Genomic DNA, 11062 nt, shown 5'->3' with positions numbered 1-11062 from the left:
CGGGTGCCCGGCGAGCCGCAGACCCGCGCCGACGGCGGCACCCGGGGCGACACCTGCCACATCGATGTCGTCGACCGCTGGGGGAACATGGTCGCCGCCACCCCCAGCGGCGGCTGGCTCCAGTCCAACCCCGTCGTCCCCGAACTCGGCTTCCCGCTCGGCACCCGACTGCAGATGGCCTGGCTGGAGGAGGGACTGCCGAACTCCCTCACCCCGGGGCGCCGCCCCCGTACGACGCTCACGCCCTCGATCGCCCTGCGCGGCGGTGTGCCCGTCATGGCCTTCGGTACGCCCGGCGGCGACCAGCAGGACCAGTGGCAGCTGCACTTCTTCCTCGCGGTCGCCCTGCGCGCACCGGTGCGCGGCGGCCTCGACCTCCAGGGCGCGATCGACGCACCCAACTGGCACAACGACAGCTTCCCCGGGTCCTTCTACCCGCGCGGCACCCGGCCCGGGAGCGTGACCGTGGAGGCGCGCACGGACCCCGACGTGGTGGCGGAGCTGCGGCGGCGCGGCCACGACGTCACCGTCGGCGACGCCTGGTCGGAGGGCAGGCTGTGCGCGGTCGCCAGGGACCCGGACACCGGCGTCCTGTCGGCCGCCGCGAACCCGCGGGGCATGCAGGGGTACGCGGTCGGCCGCTGAGCCGGGCCGCGGCCCCGCATGTTCACCGCCCGGACATCCGGCGTCCACCCGGCGGGCGGGGGTTGTCAGTGCGGCGTGTTCTCATGGAAAAGTGATCGAATACAACGAAACCATCGAAGAGTTTCTCGCACAGCACGCCGACGACGTGGAGAAGGCGGTCCGCGAGGCCGCCGCCGCCGAGATCATGCCCCGCTTCCGGCAGCTCGCCGACCACGAGATCGCGCAGAAGAGCGGACCGCACGACCTGGTGACCGACGCCGACCGGCTCGCCGAGCGCCGGCTGACCGCGTCCCTCGGCGCCCTGCTGCCCGGCTCGGTCGTCGTCGGCGAGGAGGCGGTGCACGCCGACCCGGACGTCTACGACGCGATCCAGGGCGACGCCCCGGTCTGGATCGTCGACCCGGTCGACGGCACCCGCCAGTTCGTGCACGGCGACCCCGCCTTCTGCACCCTCGTCACACTGGTGCGGCACGGCGTCCCGCTGGCCTCATGGACGTACGCCGCGGCCCGCGACCAGCTCGCCACGGCGGTCCGCGGCCGGGGCGCCCACCTCGACGGCGTGCCGCTGCGCGCCGGGGCGCCGCGGCCGGGCCGGGACCTCGAAGTCGCCACGTCCCACCCGGACTACACGACCGACGCGCAGAAGCGGGCGCTGTTCGGCCTGTGGACCGACGGCGTGCGCCCGCGCCCCTGCGGCTCGGCGGGACTGGAGTATCTGGCCGTCGCCCGGGGCGAGTTGGACGCCGTGGCGTTCAGCTGGGAAGCGGCCTGGGACCACGCCGCGGGCATCCTCCTCGTGGAGGAGGCGGGCGGCGCCCATCTGACGCACACCGGCGAGCCGTTCCGCGTCACCGGGGGCAACGCCCTGCCGTTCACGGCCGCCCGGGACGCGGCCACCGCCGCGAGGATCGCCGGCCTGCTCTCCGGCGGAGTGGGACAGGCCGCATAGGGCCGCCGAAGACCGCCCCGGGGCGGCGGGGGAGGCGCGCGGCGGCCCCGGACCGCCGCACGGATCGGCCCCACCGCGCGGCGCGGGCGGTACGAGCGGGCGGGCGGCCGGGCACGGTCGCCCGCCCGGTGCACCTCCGGGCGACGGCCCCGTCGGTGCCCCGGCATATCCTGATCCCTCAAGGCCGTCGCCTGACAAAGGGGTCCGAAGGTGCCGTCGATGCTGGATGCGGTCGTGGTGGGTGCGGGACCGAACGGACTGACCGCCGCCGTGGAGCTGGCCCGCAGAGGCTTCTCCGTGGCGGTGTTCGAGGCGCGGGACACCGTCGGCGGCGGCGCGCGCACGGAGGAGCTCACCCTGCCGGGCTTCCGCCACGACCCGTGTTCCGCCGCCCACCCCCTGGGCGTCAACTCACCGGCCTTCCGGGCCATGCCCCTGGACCGCTACGGCCTGGAGTGGCTGCACCCCGAGCTGCCGATGGCGCACCCCTTCCGCGACGGCAGCGCGGCCGTGCTGGCCCGGTCCGTCGCCGAGACCGCCGCCTCCTTCGGCCCCCGCGACGCGGGCGCGTACCGCAGGCTGATCGACCCGTTCCTCACCCGCTGGGACACCCTGCTCCACGACTTCATGTCGCTGCCCCTGAGCGCGCTGCCCCGCGACCCGGTGACCCTCGCCCGCTTCGGCCTCGTCGGACTGCCCCCGTCGACCCTGCTGATGCGCCGCTTCCGCGACGAACGGGCCAGGACGCTCTTCGCCGGGCTCGTCGCCCATGTCATCGCCCCGCTCGGCGGCCTCGCCACCAGCGCCGTCGGCCTGGTCTTCGCCCTGGCCGCACACGCCCGCGGCTGGCCCGTGGCCCGCGGCGGCTCGCAGTCCCTCTCCGACGCGCTCGCCGCGTACCTCCAGGACCTCGGCGGCGCCATCCACACCGACTACGAGGTCAAGCGCCTGGACGACCTCCCGCCCGCCCGCGCGTACGTCTTCGACACCTCGCCCACCGCGCTCGCCCGCATCGCCGGCCTCGGCGGCTACTACGCGGGCTTCCGCTACGGCCCCGGCGTCTTCAAGATCGACTACGCGCTGGACGGCCCCGTGCCGTGGACCGCCCCGGAGGCCCGGCGGGCCGGCACCGTGCAGGTCGGCGGGGACAGCGCCGAGATCGGCGCCGCCCTGCGCGCGGTCTCCCGCGAGGGCCGCGCACCCGAGCGGCCGTTCCTGATCACCGTGCAGCCCGGCGTCGCCGACCCCACGCGCGCCCCCGAGGGCAAGCACGTCTTCTGGGCGTACGGCCATGTGCCGCACGGCTGGACCGGCGACCTGACGGACGCCGTCGAGCGCCAACTGGAGCGGTTCGCACCGGGGTTCCGCGACCGCGTCCTCGCCCGCGCCACGGCCGGCCCGCCCGAGCTCGCCGCCCGCAACGCCAACTACGTCGGCGGCGACATCGCCTCCGGCGCCGCGTCCGGACTCCAGCTGCTGCTGCGGCCCAAGCTGTCCCTCTTCCCCTACACCACCCCGCACCCGGCCGTCTTCGTCTGCTCCTCGGCCACGCCCCCCGGCCCCGGAGTGCACGGCATGCCGGGACACAACGCGGCCAAGGCGGTGTGGCGGCGCCTGCGCCAGGAGCCGTGAGGCCGTCCACCCCGCCCTCCCACCGGACCGCCGAGGAGGCAGTCATGACCACCATCAGGCTCGTGCGGAGCGACATCACCCGGGAGCGGGCCGACGCGATCGTCAACGCCGCCAACTCCTCCCTGCTGGGCGGGGGAGGCGTCGACGGCGCGATCCACCGCCGGGGCGGCCCCGCGATCCTCGCCGACTGCCGCGCACTGCGCGCCTCCCGCTACGGCCGGGGACTGCCCACCGGGCAGGCGGTCGCCACCACCGCCGGGGACCTGGACGCCACCTGGGTCATCCACACCGTCGGCCCCGTGTACGCCGCCGGCGAGGACCGCTCGGCCCTGCTGGCCTCCTGCTACCGCGAGTCCCTGCGGGTCGCCGACGAACTGGGCGCAGGCACGGTCGCCTTCCCCGCGATCTCCACCGGCGTCTACGGCTGGCCCATGGACGACGGCGCCCGGATCGCGCTGGAGACCGTGCGCACGGCGGACACCCGGGTCCGGGAGGTGCGGTTCGTGCTCTTCGACGAACCGGCTCACGCGATCTTCGCCGCCCGCCTGGACGAGAGCGCCCCGGGCGACGGACCCTGACCGCGGCGGGTGACCCGGCGCACATCCGACCCGTCCCCACGCGACCCGCCCTCTCCCTGCATAGGCGAGGTCCATGTCGGATTCTCGCCAGCCCCCGGCGCCCCCGTCGCCGATGCTGGACCCATGCAGAAGGGGATGCACACCGACACCGAGCGCTGCGTGCGGGCCGTCCGGTCCAAGGACGCACGCTTCGACGGCTGGTTCTTCACGGCCGTGACGACCACCGGGATCTACTGCCGGCCCAGCTGCCCGGTGGTCCCGCCGAAGCCGGAGAACATGCGGTTCCTGCCGAGCGCCGCTGCCTGCCAGCAGGCCGGGTTCCGGGCGTGCAAGCGCTGCCGCCCGGACACCAGCCCCGGCTCCCCCGAGTGGAACCTGCGCGCCGACCTCGTGGCCCGCGCCATGCGGCTGATCGCCGACGGGGTCGTGGACCGCGAGGGCGTGCCCGGACTCGCCACCCGGCTCGGCTACAGCACCCGCCAGGTCGAACGCCAGCTCCTCGCCGAACTCGGCGCCGGACCCCTCGCGCTCGCCCGCGCCCAGCGCGCCCAGGCGGCCCGCCTCCTCATCGAGACGACGCCCCTGCCCATGGCCGACATCGCCTTCGCCGCCGGGTTCGCCTCCGTCCGCACCTTCAACGACACCGTCCGCGAGGTCTTCGCCCTCGCCCCGGGCGAACTGCGGGCCCGCGCGCCCCGCGGCGGCCCCGCGAGCACCCCCGGCGCCCTCACCCTGCGGCTGCCGTTCCGCGCCCCCCTCACCCCCGACAACCTCTTCGGCCACCTCGCCGCGACCGCCGTACCCGGCGTCGAGGAGTGGCGCGACGGCGCGTACCGGCGCACGCTCCGGCTGCCGTACGCCCACGGCGTGGTCGCCCTGACACCGCGCCCCGACCACATCGCCTGCCGCCTCACCCTCGGCGACCTGCGCGATCTGACCGTCGCCATCAGCCGGTGCCGTCGGATGCTCGACCTGGACGCCGATCCGGTCGCCGTCGACGGGCAACTGCGCGGCGATCCGCTGCTGGCACCCCTGGTCGACAAGGCACCGGGCCGCCGCGTCCCGCGCACGGCCGACGAGGCGGAGTTCGCCGTACGGGCCGTCCTCGGCCAGCAGGTCTCCACGGCGGCCGCCCGCACCCACGCCGCCCGCCTCGTCGCCGCCCACGGCGAGCCGGTCGAGGACCCCGGCGGCGGCCTCACCCACCTCTTCCCGACCCCCGCCGCACTGGCGTCCCTGGACCCGCAGACGCTGGCGATGCCCCGGACCCGCCGCACCACGTTCACCACCCTGGTGGGCCGACTCGCCGACGGCTCGCTGCGCCTGGGCCCGGACAGCGACTGGCCCGAGACCCGCGCCCGCCTCCTGGCGCTGCCCGGCTTCGGCCCCTGGACCGCCGACGTCATCGCCATGCGCGCGCTCGGCGACCCCGACGCCTTCCTCCCCACCGACCTCGGCATCCGCCGCGCGGCCCGGGACCTGGGCCTGCCGTCCACCCCGGCGGCCCTCACCGCCCGCGCCGCGGCCTGGCGGCCCTGGCGGGCGTACGCCGTCCAGTACCTGTGGGCGACGGACGGCCACCCGATCAACGTCCTCCCGGCGTAGGCACGCCGGCCACCGCACCCTCGTGAGGAACCGCTGATGAAGCAGCACACCGTCATCGACAGCCCCTACGGCCCCCTGACGCTCGTCGCCGAGCACGGCGTCCTGTGCGGCCTCTACATGGCCGACCAGCGCCACCGCCCGGCCGAGGAGACCTTCGGCTCCCGCGCCGGCGCACCCTTCGCGCAGGCGGAGGAGCAGCTGGAGTCCTACTTCGCCGGTCAGTTGAAGGAGTTCACCCTCGAACTGCGCCTCGCCGGAACGCCGTTCCAGCGCAGCGTCTGGGAGCGGCTGCGCGCCATCCCCTACGGTGAGACCCGCTCCTACGGCCAACTCGCCGACGCACTCGGCAACTCCGGCGCCTCCCGCGCCGTGGGCCTGGCCAACGGCAGGAACCCGATCGGCATCATCGTGCCCTGCCACCGCGTCGTCGGCGCGGGCGGCGGCCTCACCGGCTACGGAGGCGGCCTGGAGCGCAAGCAGCGCCTGCTGGACTTCGAGAGCGGCACGGCACTGTTCTGACCCCCGCGGGCGGGGTCCGGGCCGGCGGGACCGCCGTCAGCCCACCCGGCGGCCGTCCTCCAGCTCGACCGTCCCCGACCCCGCCGCGAGGACGTCCAGCGCCGCCAGGACCCGGCGGCCCAGGGGGCCGGGCAGCCGCGCGGCGAGCTCCTCGCGCGGCACGAGCCGCCAGGACAGCAGCTCCTCCTCCTGCAACCGGATCGCCCGGAAGTCCTCCTCGTCCAGCACCCCGCCGTCGTACAGGTACGCGACCAGCGGCGGCCGGCCCGGCCCGCTGGACCAGTCCACCGCGAGCAGCCGGCCCGGCTCCCGGTCCAGGCCGATCTCCTCGGCCGTCTCCCGGCGCGCGCCCTGACGCGGCGTCTCCCCCTGGTCCGACTCGACGGTGCCGCCCGGCGAAGCAGGCGGGTTCGTCGATTTCTGGCCGGTGAGTCGCAGGAACCGACGCGTGAGTGGTTCACCGACAGCTATGAGTATGGCGGGTTCGCGGCCGAACAAGATCGGGGCGAGCGGCCCGTCAATGCTGAAGTGTGTCTGGCTGGTCGGCGATCTGAGCGCCGTGGTCTGAACGGGCTTGACCTTGACGCTGGGTCAACCCTCCACCCTTCCGGGAGGAGCTTCCGCGCAGTCGCCCGGAACAGCTCCGCGAAGGAGGCAGATGACCATGACAGCCCAATCGATCGCCGGTCCGGCGATTCGCGTGGAAGATCTCAAGAAGTCGTACGGGAAGCTCGAAGTGCTGCGCGGTGTGGACTTCGACGTGGTGCCGGGCAGCATCTTCGCCCTGCTCGGTTCCAACGGGGCGGGCAAGACCACGACCGTGAGGATCCTCGCCACGCTCCTGAAAGCCGACGCGGGGGCGGCGAGCGTCAACGGCTTCGACGTCGCCACGCAAGCGGCGAACGTGCGCGAGTCCGTCAGTCTCACCGGGCAGTTCGCGGCCGTCGACGAGATCCTCAGCGGTCGGGAGAACCTCGCCCTGGTCGCCAGGCTGCGCCACCTCAACGACCCTGGCGCGACTGCGGATGACCTGCTGAGGCGTTTCTCGCTGAGCGAGGCGGGCGCGCGGCGAGTGTCCACGTATTCGGGTGGGATGCGCCGTCGGCTGGACATCGCGATGAGCCTCATCGGGAATTCGCCGGTGATTTTCCTGGACGAGCCGACGGCCGGACTCGACCCCGAGGCGCGCATCGAGGTGTGGGATGCGGTCAAGGAGCTCGCCGGCCACGGAACGACGGTGCTGCTCACCACGCAGTACCTGGAGGAGGCCGAGCAGCTGGCCGACCGGATCGCGATCCTCCACCAGGGCCGGATCATCGTGAACGGCACCCTCACCGAGCTCAAGCAGCTCTTCCCGCCCGCCAAGGTCGAGTACGTCGAGAAGCAGCCGACTCTCGAGGAAATCTTTCTCGCAGTCATCAGCGGCGGCGAAAAGAGGGACATTACTGGCACGACATCTGGGGGACGAGGATGACCACGTACTTCTTTAGCGACACTGCCGCGCTCACGGGGCGGACACTGCGCCATGTCACACGCAGCATGGACACCATCATCACGACCGCCATCACTCCGGTCGCCATGATGCTGATGTTCGTCTACGTGTTCGGCGGCGCCATTGATACCGGGTCGGTTCGGTACGTGAACTACATGCTGCCCGGCATCCTGCTCATGACCATCGCATCGGGCATCTCCTACACCGCGTACCGGCTGTTCACCGATGTGAAGAGCGGGATCTTCGAACGATTCCAGTCCATGCCGATCGCGCGGTCGGGTGTGCTGTGGGCCCACGTCGTCACCTCTTTGGTCGCCAACCTGATCGCGCTCGTGCTCGTCGTGGGCGTTGCTGTGCTCATGGGCTTCCGCTCAGGGGCAGAAGTGTCGGCATGGCTCGCGGTCACCGGCATCCTGCTTCTGTTCACCCTGGCGCTGACCTGGCTCGCCGTGATCCCCGGGCTTTCTGCGTCGTCGGTCGAGGGCGCTGGCGCCTTCGCCTACCCCCTCATCTTCCTGCCGTTCGTCAGTTCGGCGTTCGTGCCCACAAAGACGATGCCCGGCCCGGTGCGCTGGTTCGCCGAACATCAGCCGGTGACGTCGATCGTCAACACGATCCGCAGCCTGTTCGCCCAGCAGCCGGTCGGTAACGACATCTGGACCGCCCTCGCGTGGTGCGTGGGCATCCTCGTCGTGGCGTACGTCTTCGCGATGGCCGCCTATCGCCGGAAGATCGCCTGAGGCAGTCTGAGACCCGTGCTCACCATCAGCCAGCTTGCGGCGTACGCCGGGGTGACGGTGCGGGCGGTACGTCACTACCACCGGATCGGGTTGCTGCCGGAGCCCGAGCGCGACCGGTCCGGGTACCGGACCTACGACGCTGTCGCGGTCGTGCGACTGATCCGGATCCGCAACCTCGCAGACGCCGGCGTGCCGCTGGCTCGGGTACAGGAACTCCTTGACGCCGGCCCGGAGGAGTTCGCCGGCGGCGTCCAGGAGATCGACAAGGCTCTGCGTTTCGAGATCCGGCGGCTGCAGGACACTCGCAGGCGACTCGCCAGGCTCGCCGCCGGAGAGCACCTGGCGCTTCCGCAGAGTGTTGTGGTCTACCTCGACCGGCTGCGCGGTCTCGGCGTTGAGGAGCGTTACATCGAGATGGAGCGGGACGCCTGGATCATGATTGCCGCCCAGGTGCCGCACTCGATCGACTCCGTGATCGCCAAGAAGCACGAGGAACTGGACGACCCCGACATGGTGAAGCTCTACAGCCTTCTCAGCGGTGCACTCGACTGGCCGGCCGACGATCCGCGGATCGTCGAGGTCGCCGACATCATGGAGCGCTTGATGGTTCGCGCGGTGGAGGCCGGCGAGGTGGGTGCCGAGGACGGCATCGACGACCAGTTCGTCGACCTGCTGGACTCAGCCATGGTCGAGTCCTCACCGCACGCCGCGCGGCTGTTGGCGATCCTGGAGGAGCGGGGCTGGAGGGGCTGGACCCGCATTGAGCGAGTGCCTGTCGGCAGACTCAACAGCGAGCTACCTCCATCGTGAAGGCAGGTCACAGTCCTGGAGTGACGCTATTTGGGGGTGCACGTGCTTCCCGGGGACGGCCGCTTGAACCGCCCCGGGTCGAATGGAGACTCGATTTCATGAAAGGATCGAGTCATGGCACGACCTTCCCGTTATCCGCTTGATCTCCGCCGTCGTGTGGTGCGCATGGTCGCCGAGGTGCGCGACGACTACCCGGACGAGACGGCTGTCCTGCAGGCGGTTGTGGAGAAGCTGGACATCGGTTCCCGCGAGACGCTGCGGAACTGGGTGAAGCAGCACGAGGTCGACGCGGGGACGCGTCCGGGGACGACGACGGAGGAGTCAGCCCAGCTCAAGGCGTTGAAGAAGGAGAACGCCGAGCTGAAGCGGGCCAACGAGACCCTGAAGGCCGCAGCAAGTTTCTTCGCGGCCGAGCCCGACCGGCCACACACGCGCTCGTAGCGTTCATCGACGAGCACCGGGACCGCTTCGGCGGGGTCGAGCCGAGAAGAAGTGGTCGATCCGGTTCAGCTTCGATCGCACCGTCGGCGCCTGGCGCTTGCCGACCCCGGCGAAGTAGGCGTCGACATGACGCGGCGTCAACCGCCACGGGACCACACCGTAGTGGTCGCACACCTCGATCACCGGTTTCGTCAGGCCGTCCAGCGTCGAGGACGCCAGGCTCGCCACGTCTCGCGCCCACTGGTACTCGACCAGCGCGTTCACGAAGAACAGCAACTCGTCTTCCTCGTCCGCCCCGCCTGCGTACCGGCGTTGCAGCAACAGCACGTCGCTCAGCCCCGGGCTCGCCTCCCAGCAACTCCGCCTCTGCGGGCGACGGTTCGCTGACAGGCGGTAGGAGGGAGAGCACGCGAGTCCCGGAATCTGCCACGAACGTTTCAGCAGAGAGTCCTGAAATTCAGGAGAACAGCCCAACATCCTGAGTCGTCAATGTAGGAGCCCATCGAGCCTCCTGCCAGCTGAAATGGAACGACGCGCCGATCAGCCCCTCAGGGAACCCGCCCGTACTCCAGTTGGCGCCCAGCCCTCGCGGTAGTTCGGCTCCACGAGCAGCACCCGGCCCGCGGCGTCCCGGAACAGCGCGGCCGCACCTGCCAGGACACGGGGGAGACCGGCGATGTACGCGGCGAAGTCCTGCGTCGACGTCATGGCCGGAAGCCTAACCGGCCGCCGCCCGCGCACCCCGGTCCCGGCCCTCGGCGGGGGAGCGCACGAGGGGTGCGCGCCCGGTGCGCCCGCCGGGCGTTCTCAGGGGCCGGGCAGGGCATGACGGCACGGCCCTCCTGCGGTTAAGGTCGCAGCGGCGCGACTGGCCTTGACGTGCGCGAGGCCCGGAGAGCAAGGGGAGAACAGGTGACACAGCGCGTGCTCATCGCCGCGGACAAGTTCAAGGGTTCACTCACGGCCGTCCAGGTCGCCGAGCGGGTGACGGCCGGTCTGCGCCGGGTCGTGCCGGACGTGCGGGTCGAGGCGATGCCGGTGGCCGACGGCGGCGACGGCACCGTCGACGCCGCGGTGGCGGCCGGGTTCGAGCGCCGTGCGGCACGGGTCGCCGGGCCCCTCGGCGAGGAGGTGACGGCGGCGTTCGCGCTGCGCGGCGACACCGCGGTCGTGGAGATGGCGGAGGCCAGCGGGCTGCAGCGGCTGCCCGCGGGCGTGTTCGCCCCGCTGACCGCGTCCACGCACGGCTCCGGCGAACTGCTGCGGGCCGCGCTGGACGCCGGTGCCCGCACCATCGTCTTCGGGGTCGGCGGCAGTGCCACCACCGACGGCGGCGCCGGGATGCTGAGCGCCCTCGGTGCCCGCTTCCTGGACGCGGACGGCGAGCCGGTGCCCCCGGGCGGCGGCGGCCTGCGCGAACTGGCCACGGCCGATCTGTCGGGCCTGGACCCGCGCCTCGGCTCCGTCGAACTGGTCCTCGCCAGCGACGTCGACAACCCGCTGACCGGCCCGAAGGGCGCCCCGGCCGTCTACGGGCCGCAGAAGGGCGCCTCGCCGGACGACGTGGCCGCCCTGGACGCGGCCCTCGCGCACTACGCGAAGGTGCTGGAGCGCGCGGCGGGCGGCCACGTCGTCCGGCGAGGCGCCCTTC

Annotated in this window: 13 protein-coding genes and 1 pseudogene; 11 read left to right on the top strand and 3 right to left on the bottom strand. The window is 72.6% G+C overall.

Annotated features, from left to right (window positions below):
- From SZN_RS31365 to SZN_RS31340, 6 genes are all read left to right on the top strand, one after another.
- Positions 1 to 645 (top strand): gamma-glutamyltransferase (locus tag SZN_RS31365; protein WP_007502938.1); only part of this gene is annotated, 645 nt, incomplete at its 5' end.
- Between the two features lie 91 nt (positions 646 to 736).
- Positions 737 to 1594, top strand: coding sequence for an inositol monophosphatase family protein (locus SZN_RS31360; protein WP_007502936.1), 858 nt, complete (start codon positions 737 to 739; stop codon positions 1592 to 1594).
- Between the two features lie 219 nt (positions 1595 to 1813).
- A complete protein-coding gene (locus SZN_RS31355) occupies positions 1814 to 3226 on the top strand; it encodes a phytoene desaturase family protein (RefSeq protein WP_007502934.1) in 1413 nt (470 codons plus the stop codon).
- Positions 3227 to 3270: 44 nt separating this feature from the next.
- Positions 3271 to 3804, top strand: a complete 534-nt coding sequence (locus SZN_RS31350) for an O-acetyl-ADP-ribose deacetylase (protein WP_007502933.1) — start codon at positions 3271 to 3273, stop codon at positions 3802 to 3804.
- Positions 3805 to 3939: 135 nt separating this feature from the next.
- The gene (locus SZN_RS31345; protein WP_007502932.1) at positions 3940 to 5409 is read left to right on the top strand and encodes an AlkA N-terminal domain-containing protein; all 1470 of its coding nucleotides are present in this window, start codon (positions 3940 to 3942) and stop codon (positions 5407 to 5409) included.
- A gap of 36 nt (positions 5410 to 5445) precedes the next feature.
- The gene (locus SZN_RS31340; protein ID WP_007502931.1) at positions 5446 to 5928 is read left to right on the top strand and encodes a methylated-DNA--[protein]-cysteine S-methyltransferase; all 483 of its coding nucleotides are present in this window, start codon (positions 5446 to 5448) and stop codon (positions 5926 to 5928) included.
- A 36-nt stretch (positions 5929 to 5964) separates the two neighbouring features.
- Here SZN_RS31340 and SZN_RS31335 read toward each other — a convergent pair whose 3' ends face one another.
- Positions 5965 to 6366 carry an NUDIX domain-containing protein gene (locus SZN_RS31335; protein ID WP_244313450.1) on the bottom strand — a complete coding sequence of 134 codons (402 nt, stop codon included), beginning with the start codon at positions 6364 to 6366 and terminating at the stop codon, positions 5965 to 5967.
- Positions 6367 to 6592: 226 nt separating this feature from the next.
- Here SZN_RS31335 and SZN_RS31330 point away from each other — a divergent pair, with 226 nt between their 5' ends.
- From SZN_RS31330 to SZN_RS31315, 4 genes are all read left to right on the top strand, one after another.
- Positions 6593 to 7402 carry an ABC transporter ATP-binding protein gene (locus SZN_RS31330; RefSeq protein WP_043734116.1) on the top strand — a complete coding sequence of 270 codons (810 nt, stop codon included), beginning with the start codon at positions 6593 to 6595 and terminating at the stop codon, positions 7400 to 7402.
- The gene (locus SZN_RS31325) at positions 7399 to 8160 is read left to right on the top strand and encodes an ABC transporter permease (RefSeq protein ID WP_007502928.1); all 762 of its coding nucleotides are present in this window, start codon (positions 7399 to 7401) and stop codon (positions 8158 to 8160) included. Before SZN_RS31330 ends, SZN_RS31325 begins: the two co-directional genes overlap by 4 nt.
- 15 nt (positions 8161 to 8175) lie before the next feature.
- Positions 8176 to 8970, top strand: a complete 795-nt coding sequence (locus SZN_RS31320) for a MerR family transcriptional regulator (RefSeq protein ID WP_007502927.1) — start codon at positions 8176 to 8178, stop codon at positions 8968 to 8970.
- 114 nt (positions 8971 to 9084) lie between these two features.
- On the top strand, positions 9085 to 9411 hold the full coding sequence (locus SZN_RS31315; RefSeq protein WP_043734111.1) for a transposase: 327 nt from the start codon (positions 9085 to 9087) through the stop codon (positions 9409 to 9411).
- Between the two features lie 3 nt (positions 9412 to 9414).
- Here the strand turns inward: SZN_RS31315 and SZN_RS37790 are convergent, their stop codons facing one another.
- Both SZN_RS37790 and SZN_RS39305 read right to left on the bottom strand, forming a co-directional pair.
- Complete coding sequence (locus tag SZN_RS37790) at positions 9415 to 9738, bottom strand: hypothetical protein (protein WP_007502925.1); 324 nt, start codon at positions 9736 to 9738, stop codon at positions 9415 to 9417.
- 240 nt (positions 9739 to 9978) lie between these two features.
- Positions 9979 to 10119 (bottom strand): annotated as a pseudogene (locus SZN_RS39305) (NUDIX hydrolase); the annotation flags it as partial.
- Between the two features lie 216 nt (positions 10120 to 10335).
- Here SZN_RS39305 and SZN_RS31305 point away from each other — a divergent pair.
- A partial coding sequence (locus tag SZN_RS31305; protein WP_007502921.1) for a glycerate kinase occupies positions 10336 to 11062 on the top strand: 727 nt, incomplete at its 3' end.

This window comes from Streptomyces zinciresistens K42 (assembly GCF_000225525.1).
In the GTDB taxonomy this organism is placed as follows: Bacteria; Actinomycetota; Actinomycetes; order Streptomycetales; family Streptomycetaceae; genus Streptomyces; species Streptomyces zinciresistens.
The sequence above is the reverse complement of the archived record's forward strand: the minus strand, read 5'-3'. Positions and strand labels throughout refer to the sequence as shown.

What these genes read in the sequence shown, in the direction of transcription:
- SZN_RS31355 (WP_007502934.1), top strand. Translation starts at nt 1,814, where the DNA reads ATGCTGGATGCGGTCGTGGTGGGTGCGGGACCGAACGGACTGACCGCC.
- SZN_RS31315 (WP_043734111.1), top strand. Translation starts at nt 9,085, where the DNA reads ATGGCACGACCTTCCCGTTATCCGCTTGATCTCCGCCGTCGTGTGGTG.
- SZN_RS31325 (WP_007502928.1), top strand. Translation starts at nt 7,399, where the DNA reads ATGACCACGTACTTCTTTAGCGACACTGCCGCGCTCACGGGGCGGACA.
- SZN_RS31350 (WP_007502933.1), top strand. Translation starts at nt 3,271, where the DNA reads ATGACCACCATCAGGCTCGTGCGGAGCGACATCACCCGGGAGCGGGCC.
- SZN_RS31330 (WP_043734116.1), top strand. Translation starts at nt 6,593, where the DNA reads ATGACAGCCCAATCGATCGCCGGTCCGGCGATTCGCGTGGAAGATCTC.
- SZN_RS31345 (WP_007502932.1), top strand. Translation starts at nt 3,940, where the DNA reads ATGCACACCGACACCGAGCGCTGCGTGCGGGCCGTCCGGTCCAAGGAC.
- SZN_RS31340 (WP_007502931.1), top strand. Translation starts at nt 5,446, where the DNA reads ATGAAGCAGCACACCGTCATCGACAGCCCCTACGGCCCCCTGACGCTC.